The sequence below is a fragment of the Chloroflexota bacterium genome (assembly GCA_020850535.1).
Classification (GTDB): Bacteria; Chloroflexota; UBA6077; order UBA6077; family JACCZL01; genus JADZEM01.
The window spans coordinates 46,797-63,558 of sequence record JADZEM010000112.1 but is presented as its reverse complement, the minus strand read 5'-3'; the positions used below and the strand labels follow the sequence as shown (position 1 = coordinate 63,558).

17 protein-coding genes and 1 pseudogene are annotated in these 16,762 nt (G+C 66.9%); 13 read left to right on the top strand and 5 right to left on the bottom strand.

Annotated elements, in window-relative coordinates:
- Positions 1 to 25: 25 nt before the first annotated feature.
- From IT306_15355 to IT306_15335, 5 genes are all read left to right on the top strand, one after another.
- The gene (locus IT306_15355) at positions 26 to 1,009 is read left to right on the top strand and encodes an ATP-binding cassette domain-containing protein (protein MCC7369803.1); all 984 of its coding nucleotides are present in this window, start codon (positions 26 to 28) and stop codon (positions 1,007 to 1,009) included.
- On the top strand, positions 1,006 to 1,719 hold the full coding sequence (locus IT306_15350; protein MCC7369802.1) for an ABC transporter permease: 714 nt from the start codon (positions 1,006 to 1,008) through the stop codon (positions 1,717 to 1,719). Before IT306_15355 ends, IT306_15350 begins: the two co-directional genes overlap by 4 nt.
- Before the next feature lie 32 nt (positions 1,720 to 1,751).
- Positions 1,752 to 3,401: a GldG family protein gene (locus IT306_15345; protein ID MCC7369801.1), complete on the top strand. Its 1,650-nt coding sequence runs from the start codon at positions 1,752 to 1,754 to the stop codon at positions 3,399 to 3,401.
- A 1-nt stretch (position 3,402) separates the two neighbouring features.
- Entirely contained in the window at positions 3,403 to 4,020 is a 618-nt protein-coding gene (locus IT306_15340) for a DUF4340 domain-containing protein (GenBank protein ID MCC7369800.1), read from the top strand.
- A 242-nt stretch (positions 4,021 to 4,262) separates the two neighbouring features.
- The gene (locus IT306_15335) at positions 4,263 to 4,619 is read left to right on the top strand and encodes a hypothetical protein (protein ID MCC7369799.1); all 357 of its coding nucleotides are present in this window, start codon (positions 4,263 to 4,265) and stop codon (positions 4,617 to 4,619) included.
- A gap of 48 nt (positions 4,620 to 4,667) precedes the next feature.
- Here the strand turns inward: IT306_15335 and queG are convergent, their stop codons facing one another.
- The 3 genes from queG to lepA form a co-directional block, all read right to left on the bottom strand.
- Positions 4,668 to 5,918: a tRNA epoxyqueuosine(34) reductase QueG gene (gene queG, locus IT306_15330; protein ID MCC7369798.1), complete on the bottom strand. Its 1,251-nt coding sequence runs from the start codon at positions 5,916 to 5,918 to the stop codon at positions 4,668 to 4,670.
- A gap of 240 nt (positions 5,919 to 6,158) precedes the next feature.
- Complete coding sequence (tpx, locus tag IT306_15325; GenBank protein MCC7369797.1) at positions 6,159 to 6,671, bottom strand: thiol peroxidase; 513 nt, start codon at positions 6,669 to 6,671, stop codon at positions 6,159 to 6,161.
- A 182-nt stretch (positions 6,672 to 6,853) separates the two neighbouring features.
- A complete protein-coding gene (lepA, locus tag IT306_15320; GenBank protein MCC7369796.1) occupies positions 6,854 to 8,791 on the bottom strand; it encodes an elongation factor 4 in 1,938 nt (645 codons plus the stop codon).
- Positions 8,792 to 8,975: 184 nt separating this feature from the next.
- Here lepA and IT306_15315 point away from each other — a divergent pair, with 184 nt between their 5' ends.
- Positions 8,976 to 9,425 carry a phage holin family protein gene (locus tag IT306_15315; protein MCC7369795.1) on the top strand — a complete coding sequence of 150 codons (450 nt, stop codon included), beginning with the start codon at positions 8,976 to 8,978 and terminating at the stop codon, positions 9,423 to 9,425.
- On the top strand, positions 9,389 to 9,928 hold the full coding sequence (locus IT306_15310) for a hypothetical protein (GenBank protein MCC7369794.1): 540 nt from the start codon (positions 9,389 to 9,391) through the stop codon (positions 9,926 to 9,928). Before IT306_15315 ends, IT306_15310 begins: the two co-directional genes overlap by 37 nt.
- Here the strand turns inward: IT306_15310 and IT306_15305 are convergent.
- Positions 9,925 to 10,770, bottom strand: coding sequence for a hypothetical protein (locus tag IT306_15305; GenBank protein MCC7369793.1), 846 nt, complete (start codon positions 10,768 to 10,770; stop codon positions 9,925 to 9,927). The two genes, IT306_15310 and IT306_15305, sit on opposite strands and share 4 nt — an antisense overlap.
- 137 nt (positions 10,771 to 10,907) lie before the next feature.
- Here IT306_15305 and IT306_15300 point away from each other — a divergent pair, with 137 nt between their 5' ends.
- From IT306_15300 to IT306_15285, 4 genes and pseudogenes are all read left to right on the top strand, one after another.
- On the top strand, positions 10,908 to 11,366 hold the full coding sequence (locus IT306_15300) for a cupredoxin domain-containing protein (protein ID MCC7369792.1): 459 nt from the start codon (positions 10,908 to 10,910) through the stop codon (positions 11,364 to 11,366).
- 172 nt (positions 11,367 to 11,538) lie between these two features.
- Positions 11,539 to 11,901, top strand: a pseudogene (folB, locus tag IT306_15295) (dihydroneopterin aldolase).
- 54 nt (positions 11,902 to 11,955) lie between these two features.
- Complete coding sequence (locus tag IT306_15290) at positions 11,956 to 12,447, top strand: deoxyuridine 5'-triphosphate nucleotidohydrolase (protein ID MCC7369791.1); 492 nt, start codon at positions 11,956 to 11,958, stop codon at positions 12,445 to 12,447.
- Between the two features lie 217 nt (positions 12,448 to 12,664).
- Positions 12,665 to 14,677 (top strand): VanW family protein, encoded by a 2,013-nt coding sequence (locus IT306_15285; GenBank protein MCC7369790.1) that lies wholly within the window; start codon positions 12,665 to 12,667, stop codon positions 14,675 to 14,677.
- Between the two features lie 349 nt (positions 14,678 to 15,026).
- Here IT306_15285 and IT306_15280 read toward each other — a convergent pair whose 3' ends face one another.
- Positions 15,027 to 15,437: a hypothetical protein gene (locus IT306_15280; GenBank protein MCC7369789.1), complete on the bottom strand. Its 411-nt coding sequence runs from the start codon at positions 15,435 to 15,437 to the stop codon at positions 15,027 to 15,029.
- 122 nt (positions 15,438 to 15,559) lie between these two features.
- On the opposite strand from IT306_15280, the gene IT306_15275 reads away from it, so the two are divergent.
- Together IT306_15275 and IT306_15270 are read left to right on the top strand one after the other, a co-directional pair.
- Complete coding sequence (locus IT306_15275; GenBank protein ID MCC7369788.1) at positions 15,560 to 16,216, top strand: TenA family protein; 657 nt, start codon at positions 15,560 to 15,562, stop codon at positions 16,214 to 16,216.
- Positions 16,217 to 16,255: 39 nt separating this feature from the next.
- The gene (locus tag IT306_15270) at positions 16,256 to 16,480 is read left to right on the top strand and encodes a hypothetical protein (GenBank protein MCC7369787.1); all 225 of its coding nucleotides are present in this window, start codon (positions 16,256 to 16,258) and stop codon (positions 16,478 to 16,480) included.
- Positions 16,481 to 16,762: the final 282 nt, after the last annotated feature.

Sequence of the window (16,762 nt, the reverse complement as noted above, 5' to 3'; positions counted from 1 at the left end):
GCAACGCCCCGCCGGATCTGGAAGCATGATCGACGTACAGAGTTTAACCAAAGACTACGGGGCTCGCCGCGCTATCAGCGACATCTCGTTCAAGGTCGAGCGTGGCGAGGTGCTCGGGTTTCTCGGCCCGAACGGCGCTGGCAAGACCACGACGATGCGCATCATCACCGGCTACATGCCGCCCACCAGCGGCACCGTGTCGGTCGGTGAGTTTGACATCTTCCGGCACTCGATTGAGGCGCGCCGGCGCATCGGCTACCTCCCGGAGTCGGTGCCGCTCTACACCGACATGACCGTTGGCGCGTACCTTGACTTCATGTCCAAGATCAAGGGCGTCCCGCGCAACCGCCGAGGCGAGCAGCGCGACCGCGTCATGGAAGCCACCCACATCGAGGACCGACGCGGCCAGCTCATCGGCAAGCTGTCGAAGGGGTATCGGCAACGCGTCGGGCTGGCCCAGGCGCTGCTCGGGGATCCTGATGTGCTGATCCTGGACGAGCCAACCGTTGGTCTGGACCCGCGCCAGATCACCGACGTGCGCGAGTTGATCAAGGGCTTCGGGAAGGATCACGCCGTCATCCTGAGCACCCACATCCTCCCCGAGGTCAGCATGGTCTGCTCGCGGGTGCTGATCGTGGACGGCGGGCGGGTGGTGGCCGAGGACACGCCCGAGAACCTGATGCGGCAGCTGCGTGGTACGGACGCCATTCAGGTGGCGGTGCGCGGCCCGAGGGCTGACGTGCTGGCAGCGCTCAAGGCCGTCCCGAAGGTGGTGACGGTGACGGAGGCCGCCGGCTCGCCGTCCGACGAGGTCGCGACCTACACCGTCGCGGCCGTCGAGCAGGCGGACATCCGCGAGGATCTCGCGAAGGCCGTCGTGGACGGCGGCTTCGGGCTGCAAGAGCTGCGGATGGCCGGCGTCAGCCTGGAAGACGTCTTCCTGCGCCTGACCACCGACGACACCGATCACGAAGTCTCAGACGACGACGAAGACGAGGAAGCTGCATGACCACCACCCTCGCCATCGCCGAGCGCGAGCTGCGAAGCATCTTCGCCTCGACCATCGCCTGGGTGCTGATCGCCGCGTTCATGGCGATCACCGGCATCCTCTTCACGGCGATCCTGCTGAACGCCAACGAGGCGACCCTTCGCTTCCTGTTCAGCAACATCAGCGTGATCTTCCTGTTCGTCGGGCCGTTCCTCACCATGCGCTTGCTCGCTGAGGAGAACCGCCTTGGCACCGTCGAGCTGTTGCTGACCAACCCCGTCCGCGATGTCGAGGTCGTCATCGGCAAGTTCCTCGGTGTGATGGGCGTGATCCTGGCGATGCTCGGCTTGACGCTCTACTACCCGCTCCTCCTGTTCATCTTCGGGACGCCAGACCCCGGCCCGATCGTCAGCGGGTACGTCGGCGCGGTTCTCTCGTCGGCGGCGCTGGCCTCGATCGGCCTGCTCTTCTCCTCGATGACTGAGAACCAGATGGTCGCGGCGTTCGTCGCCTTCGCTACGAACCTGGCGCTCTGGCTGAGCGACGCGCTCTCCAACTTCGTCGGCAAGCCGGTCAGCGACGCCATGAAGTTCCTGAGTATCACTGGACACATGCAGGACTTCTCACGGGGCGTGGTCGATTCCAGCCACGTGATCTTCTTCCTGAGCATCGTGGCCGCCAGCCTGTTTCTGACGTACCTCTCGCTGCAGTCGCGCCGCTGGCGTGCCTGAGCGCCCGGTCCCGCTGAGGAGTGTCCAACACGATGAGTGATCCGACGCCGCCTGCTCGGCGACGGCGTGCCGCGCCGGAAGCGCGCCGCCGGTTTGCGCTCACCCCCGACACGTTCAAGGTGCCGCTGGCCGTCGTCGGCGCGCTCCTGATCCTGGCCGGAGGCAGCTACTACATCATCCTGGGCGGCTTCGATACCACCGCCCGCGTCATCACGGCGGCCGGCATCCTGCTGCTCGGCGTCTCGGTCGCCATCGACCCGGAAGCGCTGTGGGGCAAGCTGACCACCCGCAACATGCTGCTGGGTGGCAACACGCTGCTGATCGCCGCCATCTTCATCGGCATCCTGGTGTTCGTCAACATCCTTGGTGCGCGCCGGCCGCAGCGGTGGGACTTGACGGCTGCGAAGTCGCTGTCGCTGTCCGAGGAGACGGTCCAGGTCGTCTCGAACCTGCCGCAACCGGTGCAGGCCATCGTCTTCGCCGACGCGATGGACAGCCGAAAGTCCGAGATCGAGAACCAGCTGTACGAGATGCAGGTCCGCTCAAACGGCATGCTCACCTACGAGGTCATCGACCCGCGCGACGCTCCCCAGGTGGCCGGCCAGCTCGGCGTCCGCGAGCTCGGCACGACGGTCCTGGTCATGGGTGACCGTCGCCAGCAGGTGACGGGCACCCGCGAGGCTGACTTCACGACCGGGCTGATCAAGCTGGTCAGGCCCAACCCACGCAAGGCCTACATCACGACGGGACACCAGGAGCGCCGTTTCGAGGGCTTCGACCAGGACAGCTACGGCCAGTTGAAGCAGCAGTTCGAATCGCGCAACTTCACCGTTGAGTCGCTGAGCCTGTTCACGACGCCAGAGGTCCCCCAGGACGCCAACCTCGTGGTGATCGCCGGGCCGCGCACGCCGTTCAACGATGCTGAGATCCAGGCGCTGTCGGCGTACATCGACCGTGGCGGCGACATGCTGGTGATGGTCGATCCGGCCACGGATTCCGGGTTGGCCCCGCTCCTCGCGAAGTGGGGGATCGAGGCCGGCCGCCAGTACGTGGCCGAGGGTGACCAGCGACTGACCGCCCGGTCACCGTTCCTGCCGGTCGTGGCGGACCTGGCCTCCCATCCCGTCACGGATAAGCTCCGGTCGATGGGCCTGTTCTACCTGTTCGCGGTGCCGACCTACCTGACCGTCCCGCAGCAGCCGCCGGCCGGCTGGCGTATCACGCCGATCGCCAGGACCAGCCCGCAAAGCTGGGCCGAGAGCGACGACACGGCCATCCGCAACCCTGGCAACGCGAAGTTCGACGAGGGCGTGGAGCAACAGGGACCGTTCAACCTCGCCGTGGTCGTGGAGCAGGCCGCGGCGCCGACGGCTCCCGGTGCGCCGCCGACCCCCGATACCGGCGAGCCGAAGTCGCGGGTGATGATCGTCTCGACCTCCCAGCTTGGCAGCAACTCGGTGCTGGGTTTCGGCGCGCAGCTCGGCAACGCCGATCTCGTCCTGAACGCGGCCTCGTGGCTGGTCGGCGACGACGATCTCGTCTCGATTCGCCCGCGCGAGCCAGATGACCGCACGCTGTTCCTGACCCAGGCCCAGAAGATGTTCGTGATGCTCTCGTCCATCGTGCTGGTGCCGGCGCTGGTGCTGAGCGTCGGCGTGCTGGTCTGGTGGAAGCGGCGGTAACATGAGTCCTCGCGTCACACTCGGCCTGCTGGCCATCCTGCTGGCCCTCGGTACGTACGTCTACTTCGGACCCGTCCAGGACAATCCGGCCAGCCCGGCTGCCAATCCGGGCGCGGCGGCCGGCGTCCCCACGCCGAAGCCCCCCGATCCGACCCTTGAGCTGTGGGCTGTCGCCGAGGAGCAGATTCAGAGCGTCACCGTCACCCGTGGCAGCCAGCAGGCTGGCGTCGAGCGCGATGGTGAGGGCTGGAAGCTGCTGCCGGGCGGTGGGCCGGCCGACCGTCTGCGCGTCAACAGCCTGGTGTTTCGGCTGTCCACGGTGCGGGCGACGTACCGGGTGCCGAATCCCGGCAATGACGCCGAATTTGGGCTGAACGCGCCGTCGTTAACGGCAGCCATCGGGCTGGCGGACGGCGGGCGGATCGGTCTGACGGTCGGCACGAAGGCCGTGGCCGAGACGGGGACGTACGCGCGCAAGGTCGGCGATCCGGCCATCTACCTCGTGACGAACGCCCTGGTGCAGGATCTCGAACGGCTGGTCACCGAGCCGCCGGCGCCACCATCGCCGACGCCGCTCGCCGTGCCCGCAGCGGCTGTGACGCCTTCACCGAATCCTTAGGTTCGCGGCACGCGGATTGCATCGATCCGGGTGCCCGCCTGAGCTACTCCGAGAGGTCTGCTGGTCGACGCGGGCACTTGTGCAGGGCTCACAAACGGAACTGCCCGATATTCAGCAGAGAAGTATATGAGTCCGTCACTGCGAAGCGTTACACTGAGTAGGTGGACAGTGTGGTCCGCCCGATGGCTCAACCATCACAACGATGTGAGGTTACAAGCGTGCAGGCACAACGGAGTCACATCTTGGTCGTTCATTCAGAGCTTGATCCTGCGCTGCTGGCGTTCGTCAAGTGCCACATCACCTCGTTCGTGAAGTGGGACGTACTGCGCTCGCTGTCAGAGGGTGTCGGCTTCTGGACCGATGCTTCAACGCTCGCCCGGGATCTCAACCGGCCAGTGGACCGGGTGCGCGAGGCCCTGGGAGAGCTGTCACGCGAGGGAATCGTCGAGATCTCAGGATCGCTCGACGAGCCGGCCTACCGGCTGCGTGACGGCGAGCCCACCACCGTCGTCGTTCATCGGCTCATGACCCGCGCGACGCGGAGTCAGGAGCTGCGTCGTATCGTCGTGGCCCACATTCTTCAGGGGGCCGTGGCCTAAGGAGTTCGTCACCGCAAACACACGTACTGCGGAAGCCGCCGAGCCAGCTCAGTCTGGTTCGGCGGCTTCTTTGTGTGCTCGGCACAGGTGCGGCGGGCGGTTACCGTCCTGGCCGCTCGGCGGATCGGCAGTCGTCAGGCCGGTCAGCTTCGAAAGTGCGGCGGACAGTTCGTCCAGGACATCGGCTTCGGTCTCAACGGCCAGCGCGTCCCGCAGCGCCTGCTGCCCGCTCTCGGAGCCGATCCGGCCGATGGCCCAGGCGGCGTGGCCTCGGACCAGCGGCTCGGGATCCTCGAGCGCGGCTGCCAGCGCCGGCAGATCGGCCGCCGTCCCGACGTTCCCCAGCGCGACAGCGGCGTTGCGCCCCAGCCCCCGGCGCTTCGTGCGCCAGAGCGGAGTCCGCCGGTAGCGCTCGCGGAACGCCGCGTCGTCCAGCGAGAGCAACTCTCTGGGGTCCGGGTATCCGCCGTCCTCGGCGCTGGAGAACTCCGGCCACCCGGGCGGCCGGCTGCCCCAGTTCCAGGGGCAGACCTGCTGACAGATGTCGCAGCCGAATACGAGGCTGCCGATGCCGGCCCGAAGCTCGGTCGGGATGGCGTCGCGGTGCTCGATGGTCAAATAGGAGATGCATCGATTGGCATCGAGCACGAACGGTTCGGGCAGTGCGCCAGTGGGGCAGGCGTCCAGGCAGAGCCGGCAGGAGCCGCAGTCCTGCGGGACCGGCCGGTCAGGCTCCAGCGGGACGGTCGTGAGGATCGCGCCGAGCAGCAGGAACGAGCCGGCCTCGCGGGTCAACAGGTTGGTGTTCTTGCCGATGAAACCCAGCCCCGCCCGGACGGCCGCGGCCCGCTCCAACAGCGGGCTGGAGTCTACGAAGACGCGCGTGCGGCTGTCCGCGCCGCCAAGCTCGCGCACGAAGGCCGCCAGGGCCGTCAGGCGCTCCTTCATCACGTCGTGATAGTCAACGCCCCGGGCGTAGCGGGCCACGACGCCCCGTCGGCGTGCATCAGGATCGTGCTTGTCGCGACCGTCTGATGCTCTCAGGCGCTCGCCGGCCGGCGCGTACGGCGCGCCGACCACGATCAGCGACGTTGCGCCGTCGAGGAGGGTCGACGGGTCACAGGCGGCGCGGGCGCGCTCCGGCGTCAGCCAGCCCATGCCGGCCTGCCTGCCCTGATCGAGCCAGGTCAGCATCCGCCCGAGATCGAGGTCGAACGGCTCGGCGTCGGCGATGCCGACCGGCCGGAAGCCCAGCTCGGCTGCGAGCGCTTTGATGCGCTGCTCGGGCGTGTCATGCATGGTGCACATCACGCCCTGTCGCCGTCACACTCGCCCGAGTGGCTCGGAATTGGCAGGGCTCGCGACTGTCTCCACGACATCCCGGGCGGAACGAGCCGCCCCACGGTCATCCCGAGCGGAACGAGCTTGTGAGTGGAGTCGAGGGATCTTGCCCGGGACATGGAAGGAAGATCCCTCCACTCGGCTCGTGCCTCGCGTCGGTCGGGATGACAGGGGAAGGCGCGGGTGCAGGCGATGCTGCTAGCTGGCGGCCTTCGCAGCCGCGATGGCCTTGTCGTAGTCCGGCTCGCTGGGCAGCTCCTGCACGTACTCGACGTACTTGACCTTGTCGTCCTTGCCGACGACGAAGACCGCCCGCTGCAGGAACCGCAGCTCCTTGATCAGCACGCCGTAGTCGGTCGCGAACTGCTCGTTCTTGTGGGACGAGGCCACGGTGTGCTCGACGCTGTTCTCGGCGGTCCAGCGGGCCTGGGCCGGCGGCAGATCCATGCTGATGGTGATCATCGCGATGTCGCCAAGATCGCCACGCGAGGATTCCCACTTCCGGGTCTCGGTGCTGCAGACCGGCGTGTCCAGCGAGGGCACGGTCGAGATGATGCGGACCTTGCCGGCCGTGTCCTTGAGGGTCACGCTCGACATGCCCGCGCCGACGACGTTGAAATCGGGCGCGGCATCGCCCGGCTTGAGCTCGGCCCCGATGACGGTGAATGCGTTGCCACGCAGGCTGGCGGCGCCTGGGCGCTCGACGGCCATGATTGTCCTCCCACTCGCTCTCTGGGCGTCGTCACACGGGGCGACGCCACCAAGAAGTGTGGAGGTTTGCGCGAGCGCTGTCAAACGAGTTGTCAGCCGTCAGTGGTCAGTCTTCAGTGATCGGTGGTCAGAAGGCCAGGGAGCGGCTGTGTGCAGCACCCTCGTCACTGAACCACTGACCTCTAGTCTCGCAAGCTCAGCACGGCCATGAACGCTTCCTGCGGGATCTCGACGCTGCCGAGCCGCTTCATCCGCCGCTTGCCTTCGGCCTGCTTCTCCAGCAGCTTCCGCTTGCGGGTGATGTCGCCGCCGTAGCACTTCGCCAGCACGTTCTTCCGCATCGCACGGATCGTCTCCCGCGCGATGATCTTGCTGCCGATGGCGGCCTGCAACGGCACGTCGAACAGCTGGCGGGGGATCAGCGTTCGCAGCTTCTCCACCAGCGCCCGGCCGTTCTGGTACGCCTTGTCCGCGTGGACGATCATCGAGAGGGCGTCCACCGGCTGCTGGTTCACCATGATGTCGAGCTTCACGAGATCAGAGGGTCGGTAGTCGGCAAAGGCGTAGTCCAGCGAAGCGTACCCCTGAGTCCGCGACTTCAACTGGTCGTGGAAATCGACGATCAGCTCGGCCAGCGGCATCTCGTACGCCAGCAGAACCCGCTGCTCGTCCAGGTAGTCCATCTTCTTGTAGACGCCGCGCCGCGTCTGCACCAGCTCCATCAACGTCCCGATGTAGCGGCTCGGCACGATGATGCTGAGGGTCACCCACGGCTCTTCGACCCGCTGGATGTGGTTCGGCGGGGGCAGCAGCGCCGGGTTGTCCACCGAGAGCATCTCGCCGTCCGTGGTGTAGACGTGGTACTCCACACTCGGGGCGGTGATCAGCAGATCGAGGTTGTACTCGCGCTCCAGCCGCTCGCGGATGATCTCCATGTGGAGCATCCCGAGGAAGCCGCAGCGGAATCCAAACCCGAGCGCGGCCGAGCTCTCAGGCTCGTAGAGGAGCGAGGCGTCGTTGAGGCGCAGCTTCTCAAGCGCCTCGCGCAGCAGCACGTAGTCGTCGTTGGCGGTCGGGTAGAGGCCCGCGAAGACCATCGACTTGGCCGGCTGGTAGCCCGGCAGCGGCTCCTTCGCGGGCGCGCTCGCCAGGGTGATCGTGTCACCGACCTGGAGCTCGCGCACATCCTTCAGGCCCGTGGCGATGTAGCCGACCTCGCCCGCGGCCAGCCGGTCGTTCAGCGTCATGCGCGGCGAGAACGTCCCGACTTCGAGCACCTCAGCGCGTGTATCGTTCGCCATCATCTGGATGCGGTCGCTCGCGGCCACCGCGCCGTCGACGACGCGCACGTAGGCGATCACACCCTTGTAGGCGTCGTAGTGCGAATCGAACACGAGCGCCCGCAGCGGGCTGTCCGCGCTGCCCTTCGGCGACGGCATCCGCTGAACGATGGCTTCGAGGATGTCCTCGACGCCCGTGCCCTGCTTGGCCGAGGCCAGGATGCAGTCGGCGGCCGGCAGCCCGATGACATCCTCCACTTCCTTCATCACGCGGGGCGGATCGGCGTTCGGCAGGTCGATCTTGTTGATGACCGGCACGATCTCCAGCCCGTGATCGACGGCGAGATAGACGTTCGCCAGCGTCTGCGCCTCGACGCCCTGGGCCGCGTCCACGACCAGGATCGCGCCCTCGCAGGCTGCCAGGCTGCGGGAGACCTCGTAGGCGAAGTCCACATGCCCCGGCGTGTCGATCAGGTTCAGCTGATAGGTCTGGCCGTCGCGCGCGCGGTACTGCATCCGGACGGCTTTCGCCTTGATGGTGATGCCGCGCTCGCGCTCGAGGTCCATCGCGTCAAGCACCTGCTCGGACATCTCGCGCAGCGACAGCGTCCCGGTGACCTCCAGCAGCCGATCCGCCAGGGTCGATTTGCCGTGGTCGATGTGGGCCACGATGCAGAAGTTTCGAATGGTCTGCTGGGACACTGTCAGTCCTGACGGCTGCGCCCACGCGGACGCGGCAGCGGTCGCCAAAGCGCCGTGATGGTGGATGACAACAGATGACACACAATCGCCCGCCGTGCTCGCCGCTGAGGCGGCTCTGACGGCGGGCGCCTGAATCATGAGTATATCAGAGGGGCGCGCCGCCCTCTGAAACGTGGGAGTGGGCCTTGAATGGGACGGTGCATCGAGAAGGATCCCGCCTTGATAGAATGTGGCGGCTCACTCGGTAGCATGGTGCAGCGCATGCGGCACCCTTCTTGCCGAGGGCGCCCACGGGCACAGCCCGATCTGGAGGGTCAGCAGGGTGGCGCAACAGCTCCCGCCAACCGACCGTCAATCCACCACGCAGCTGTTCCGGCGCATCGTGAACGGCGTCAACGGACTTGTCGACCGGCACGTTCAGCTCGTCAAGCAAGAGCTGAAGGAGGAGTTGCTTGTCGCCGTCGGCGCGGCCAAGACGCTCATTATTGGCGCGGCCATCGGGATCGTCGGGGCGCTGATCCTCCTCAACGTGGTGGTCATGATCCTGGTGCTCGGCCTCAACGAGCTGGGCGGCATGTTCATCCCGATCATCGGCCCGTGGCTCGGATGGATCGTGGCGTTCATCCTGCTGGGCGTGGTCTTTTTCATAACCTACAAACTGGTCATGCGCGGTATCGAAGAGTTCAAGATCTCGCCGGTTGAGCGGACCCGCAAGACGGTGCAGGAGGATATCGAGTGGGCGCAACAGCTGCTGACACGCAACGGGAAATAGAGGAGATCCGCAAGGACGTCTCCTCGGCGGTCAGCGAGCTGAAGCGGCGCGTCACTCGCGCCCTCAGCCCGAAGACCTACGTCGAGTACGCGCGCGAGAACCCGGCAGCCATCCTGGGGGTCGGCATGGCCGGCCTGAGCCTGGCCGGCGTCGCGATGGCGCGGTCGGTGGCCCAGGCGCGCCGCCAGCCCACCACCGCCGAACGGCTGCAGCAGGGCGTCGCGTCGGCAGCGCAGTCGCTGACGGAGGGCGCTCAGCAAGTACTGGCCGCCGTGCCGTCGCTGCCGATCGAAGTGCGGGTTGGCACAGGGGATGCACAGAAGAACGGCTCGGACACCAAGCTGCTTTCGCTGAAAGGGAGTGACCAGGGCATGTTCAAGCGGATGATCTGGGCCGGCCTCGTAGCGATGATGATGGCCGCCGGCGGACTGGTTGCACGCCGCGCCAGCGCGACGATCTGGCGTGCCGCGATGGGCGAAGCGCCGCCGACGAAGAACATTTAGGGCGACGAAGCCTCAGCCGCCCGGGCCGCCCGCAGCCGCGCGGCGGTCCAGACCTTGCTGGTGGTGCGCCCACACGGGCAGCCGTCACGGGTGATTGCCCGCGTGAGTCCGGTGCGGTAGCGGACGAGCGGGTACGCCTCGCGTACGAGATCCGTCACTACCAGCTCGCCCAGAGCGCCGTCTGGCAGCGCTGCCCCGGTCTTCGGGTCCAGGATCTCGGCCAGAAAGTGATCGTCGACCAGGTGCCGCCCCAGACGGTGCACGCACTCGTAGGCGACGGTATGGCCGAATCCGGGGATATTGCGGTCGTACAACCGCATCTTCGTATCTTGCGAGGCTCGTAGTTCAGCGACGTGTCGGGTGTCGGCGGTGTCCCACCGTTGCGGCGATGGGATCTGGCGAGGCGAATCAATGTAGGTCCATTTCGCTGCATCGGCGCGCCAGCCCCGCTGTAGATCCAGCGTCGAGTCGTTCGGCGTGTTTCGATGGAGAAAGCCGTCTCGCCGCGTGTCAGACGCGACTCGCTGGGCAAGGTCGTACTGGTGCTGGTCTCGCGAAAGCGGCGGCAGACGTGAGAGGTCGGCGAGGCCGCCGAACGTCTCGGGCGTCAGGCCAGCCGCTTCGAAGCGCTCCCGATACCATGCCGAGCCAGACCAGCAGCGCCGGAACTGCCAGCGCAGCCGGTGATCCTGGACCGTCCGCATCACGTCGGGCGGCAGCGTCTCCATGCGCTCGTCGTAATACCCGCCGGCCATATCGTCAGAGTGTGGAACGCTCCGCGCTCGCCCGGCAAGGCGCATCTCCGGGCTGACTCCCCTGCGCCCGGCTGCTCGCTTCGGCATGCTCGGAGATCCGAATGTCGCGCCCGTGCGTAGAACCCCATGATCGGGGGCGCTTGGGCCGGCCTCGCCGCTCGGTCAGGGATAACACCGTGGCTTCGTTCCCAACGGACGCCGCGTCACTATGTGGAGGGGCGCTGATGCGCTTCGTTCGTCGCCTGGCCTTCGTTCCCGCGCTCGTGGTTGCAGTCGGCGTTGCCTGGGCTGCCAGCACCAGTGTTGCGACTGCGTACACGCCATCGGTCACCATGCTGGACAACGACGCGCCCACCCCGAACCAGGGCATCGACCCGGGACAGAATCACTGGGGCTACGGCCCGAGTGAGCTGATCGTCAAGAAGGGCGAGCAGGTTACCTTCTACAATCCGCCGACCAACAAGCGCCCGCACAGCGTGACCAGCATCTCGCTGGGAACGACTCCCTTCGAGAACGGGCTGGTCGCCGGCGCCAAGTTCGACTCGTCGCCGTCGCGCGAGACCCTCGTCACGCCTGGGAATAGCTGGGTCCTCGACACGGCCACGGTCGATCCAGGCAACTACGCCTACTACTGCCGGATCCACCCGTGGATGGTCGCGAAGCTCACCGTTCTGCCCGAATAGTCGGTGTTCCGGCGGGCAGACGGCCCGCCCAGCACGCTGCGTTCCACGGAGCGCCGAGCAGTCGCTCGGCGCTGCAGCATGTCAGCATATTGACAGCATTGAGGCGTCTGTCGGTCGGTCGGCACGGGTATCCTTGCTCCGAGTTGCCATGTCTGGGTCGGAGCATCGGTACGTGGATCTGATCGAACTGCGCGGGCTGACCTTCTACGGCTACCACGGCGCGTTGCCCGAGGAGCAACGACTCGGCCAACGGTTCGTGATCGACTTGAGCCTCGGCCTGGACCTCGGGCCGGCCGGTCGCACCGACGATCTCGCCCAGACGGTGAACTACGCCGAGGTTGCCGAGACGGTCCGCCTCCTGGTCGAAGGGTTGCCCTGTCGCCTGATCGAGGCGCTGGCCGAGCGCATCGCGACAGTGCTCCTGGACACGCACCCATTGATCCAGCGCCTGACGGTGCGCGTCGGGAAGCCGTCTGCCCCGATCTCGGCAGTCCCGACCGCCGAGGTGGCTGTGCAGGTTTCTCGCACGCGAAGCCGGGCGGCGCATGGCCCCGAGGTTGAGCGGGGCGGCGCGCTCTCGGCGGGCGCAATCCGCGCGTTGCTCGACGCCGACCCGCCGCTGGTCTCGCCGCTCACCGACCCGGACCATCAGATTCAGCCGAACGGCGTCGATCTGACGCTCGAGAGCGTCTGGCGGATCGAGAGCGGCGGCGCGCTCGGGCCGACCAACGCCGACCGCCACGTGCCCGAACGCCTGCCCGTCGAGCCGGACGCCGACGGCTGGTATCAGCTTCAGCCGGGCGCCTACATCATCCGCCTGGGCGAGACCGTGGCGCTCCCGCTCGATCTGATGGCGTTCGGCCGCCCGCGGTCGTCGCTGCTGCGATGCGGGGCGGCACTGCACACCGCCGTCTGGGATGCTGGCTACCAGGGCCGGTCTGAATCGCTGATGATGGTCTACAACAGGTCGGGAATCCGGTTGGCGCGCGGCGCGCGGGTGCTCCAACTGGTGTTTGTGCGGCTCGAGAGTCAGACTCACGCGTACGCCGGCGTCTACCAGGGAGAGAACATCCCGACATGACGGTGCTGCACGTTCATGAAGGCAATGAATCCGAATCCGCCAGCCACCCGCAACGATTGTGTAAGCTTCATCTCGTTGCTCGACCGGAGAGCGGTTACGTATGATTCCTTCGCCTGGGCTCTCCCATGACAACTCCCTAAGGAAGTCGAGTCTCCTTCGTTTGCGACAGGATGCCACGGGAGCCTGGAGCGGACTGAATATCGGTCCGCTGACGCAGATGTCACTCGCGAACGCCGGGTTGGCGCTTGGCGTCTTCAGCGCCGTCATGGCGGCGCTGCTGATCGTGGGCCTGGGCAGCTTCCAGGTGGCGTACGCCAACCGCATCTACCCGGGAGTGCGGGCGCTCGGCGTGTCCGTCGGTGGGATGAATCGGGACGAGGCGCGAGCAGCCCTGCTTGAGCCGGTGACAGCGTCGAGCAACCGCTCCATCGTCATCGCCTACAAGGACTTGAACTGGACGGTCGCCGGGCACCATCTGGGGCTGCGTCCTGATGTCGAACCGGTCGTCGACGAGGCGTTCAAGCTCGGGCGCGACGGCAACATTGTGACGCGCGCCGTCGTGCAGGTGCGCCTGCTGTTCAACGGCTCGGCCTACGAAGTGCAGAATCCGGGCTTCGATCAGGCGACCATGGGCGCGTTCATGCAGGCTCTGGCCGGCGCAGTCAACCGCCCCACCAGCGATGCCCGAATCGCCCTGAGCCCCGAAGGTTCGGTCTCGTTTGTCGAGGGGCAGGCTGGGCGGCAGTTGCAGGCGCAGCAGACGCAGCAGCGTCTCGAAGACGCACTGTCCCGGCCGGATGTCTCGTCCGTCGAGCTGGCGATTGTGGAAGAGCAGCCGAAGGTTGGCTCGGAGCAACTGGCCAGCGTCAAGGCCCAGGCCGAGCAGCTCGTCTCCGCGCCGCTCGCCATCGCGTTCGAAGAGCTGCGCTGGGAGCTTTCTCCGAAGCAGCTAGCCTCCATGTCGACCATCGTCGGCACCGAAGGGGTCAAGCTCGACCGCGCAGCCGTGAAGACCTGGGCGCAGGGGATCGCGAAAGAAGTGCAGCAGGATCCCCTCAATGCCCGCTTCTCGTGGCAGGGTGGCGTGCTGTCGGTGCTGCGCGAGAGCAAGGACGGCCGCTCGCTCGACGTCGAGAAGACCGTGGACATGGTGATGGCGCAGGCTCTGTCGGCCGATCGCAAGCTGACCCTGCCGGTGTCGGTCACCCGGCCCGAGGTCTCGGTCGCCGACGCCGACAAGCTGAAGATCGACGGTGCGATTGAGGTCGCGCGGACCTCGTTTGCCGGGTCGTCGCCCCCGAAGCAGCACAACATCGGCCTTGCCACCCAGCGTCTGAACGGCGTGGTGGTGCCGCCCGGCAAACTGTTCTCGTTCAACAAGGAAGTCGGCTCCACCAGCCTCGACGCTGGCTACAAGCTCGGCTGGGGCATCGCGAACGCCGGCGCGAACGTCAAGACTGTCCCGTCGGTGGCTGGCGGCATCTGTCAGGTTGCCACGACGCTGTTCCACGCCGTGTTCTGGAGCGGGTACCAGCTTGAAGAGCGCAACTATCACCTGTACTGGATCACGGGCTACAACTCGCGCGGCGTTGAAGGTCTTGACGCCACGGTGGACGAGGAAGCCGACCTCGACTTCCGCTTCATCAACAACTCCGACAATTACCTGCTGATCCAGTCCTGGGTCGAAGGTGGCCGCGTGGTCTTCGGGCTGTACGGCACCAAGCCAGACTGGAACGTCAAGGTGCAGCCGGGCGAGCGCACCGACGTCCAGAAGGCGAGCCAGGATCAGGTCGTCGAGGAGGAGCCGACGCTGCCGGCCGGGCAACGGCTCGCCGTCGAGGGCGCGATGGACGGGTTCAAGGTAGTCAACACCCGGACGGTGACCCGCGCCGGCGAGGAGCCGCGTATCCTGCGTCTGTCCAGCGTCTACCGATCCTCGCGCAACGTCGTGCTGGTCGGGACGGGTGGAAAGCCGGCCGGCCCATCGCAGGTGATCCAGAATCGGCCCACGACGGGCTCGTCGCAGTCCGCGCCGGCGGCCTCGTCCGGCAACGCCGCGCCGAAGCCGGCCTCAACTACCGCGCAGCCGACGCCCGCCCCGAAACCGGCGACGCAGCCGGCTCCGGCGGTCAAACCGGCTGCGCCCGCCGCGCCAGCGCCGGCGTCCAAGCCGGTGATCAGTCCACTGTTCCCCGGCGGCGCGACGGCCAAGCCGACCGGCGGACGGTAGCCGTTTCCCGAGCACTCCGGGCCGCGGTCGTCGGCGCGCCGCTCGGGTTGGTGTTCGTCGCTCGGCAGGCGTGAATCGCACGGTCGCTCGGTGCGCGTCGTCATCCCGGGTGCGCGTCGTCATCCCGACCGCGGCGAGGGACGAGCGCCCGTCCGTCATCCCGACCGTGGCGAGGGACGAGCGGAGTGGAGAGGGATCTTCTCCTTCTTGGCGTGAGGAAGATCCCTCGACTGCGTTCGCACGCTCACTCTGCTCGGGATGACGGCGAAGGGAGCAGCCTCACGTCGCTCGGGATGACGGGGGAAGCGCCGGCAGTGACCCGACTCGGTCGATCACGACTGACCGGCGGTTAGTCGCTGGCGTGCTCCGGTCCACCTGCACCCTCGCAGACGCCGTTGGCGTCAGGCACGGTGCTGGCGGCGTCGAGAAACAGCCGGTGCAGTCCATACTCCATCAGGATGAGCACCTGATCCTCGTGGCTGGCGTTCTGCGGGAAGTCGATGCGGATGTGGACGCCAGGGATCGCGCGGAACCCGCGGTCGATGCCGTTCATGCACCGGACCAGCTCGCGGCCGGTCAGCGTCGTGCCCTGGCGCGGACGCCAGGTCCAGGTGCGCGAGCGACCATCGGCGTACTTGTAGTGGACGGTCGCGGTGAAGACGTCTCCACGCCGCACGACTGCTGCCGTGGCATCCACTCGGTCGCCGGTCACGCGCCAGAGCTTCATGAACTGTTCGCAGCGCAGATCCACCTGAAACACGGACCATCCAAGTCGGCTTCTGGCTCCGGTCCGGAAGCGGGGCCGATTGTACAATGAGCCTGCGAGACGAGGAAAGCGCTCCGTTTGCCGCGATGCTGGCGAGCGGCGCGCCGGGAGAGGGCGTGAGCGAGCGATTCACCGACGAGTTGTGGCGCGAGGCGGCGCCGGTCTGGCAGGCGATCCAGACCCATCCGTTTCTCGCGGAGCTGCAGGCCGGTGTCCTACCATTGGAGACGTTTCAGTACTACGTCACCCAGGACTATCACTACCTGGAGGGCTTCGGCCGGGCGGTCGCCACGGCGCTGGCCAAGGCCCCGAGCGCCGAGCTCCTGGCGCGCATCGCCCGTCGCGTGATGACCCCCATCGAGCGACCGCTCCACGAGCGGCTGTTCGCGATGGCCGGTGTCACCCACGAGCAGGCTGCCGCCGCGCCGATCTCGCCCACTAACCTGGCCTATCAAAATCATATGCTGGCGACGGCAGCGCGCGGAAACCTCGGGGAGATCGCGGCGGCGCTGCTGCCCTGCCCGTGGACCTATCACGCCCTCGGGGATGTCGTGGTTGGTGTCGATCACCCGGTGTACGGCGAGTGGGCGCGGTTCTACTCCGAGGGCCTGCTGGCCGACAGCTGCCGCTCCTGGCGCGAGCTGGTGGACGACGAGGTTGCCGAGGGCGGACCGCGCACCCGCGCGGCGATGCGGCGGGTGTTCCACCAGAGCATGCGCTACGAGTGGATGTTCTGGGACATGGCGTATCGTCGCGAGACCTGGCCGATCTGACCTGACCCACACTCCGACTCGGACGGTCAACTCGCTGCCATGTCCCTCGTCTCGTATTATCAGTCGATGCCGCTGCAAGGGCTCTGCGAAGGACTGGTCGTCCTGTTGACGGCCATGCTCGCCGCTGGTGCGTTGACGGCCGCGCTCAACTACCTTGTAGACCGAGAGTGGCCGGCCGTCGTCTTCCTGACGCTGGCGGCGACGGCCTCGGTCTGGTACGGCATCATCTTGCTGGTGGTCGTGCGCGCCGCGTTCGCGGCCTGAACGCTACCCGTTGCCAACAGGCTGCCTGTGGCCAGGGCGATTGCATGTTCGTTGGTGTCCCTGAAGCACCATGGAACGGGTGGTCGGGGACTGAAGTCCCCGCCTACCGTCATTCAGTCGCTGCGCGACGGACGCAGGGAACGGCAGGCACTGGTGCGACTGGCGCGTCGCGCAGCGACTGCAGGATGGTAGGCGGGGCTTTCAAGCCCCGACGCGGCGGCACGACGCGCTCAACATACGATTGCACTGGTAGCAGCATCAGGGCGATGGCATGTTCATTGG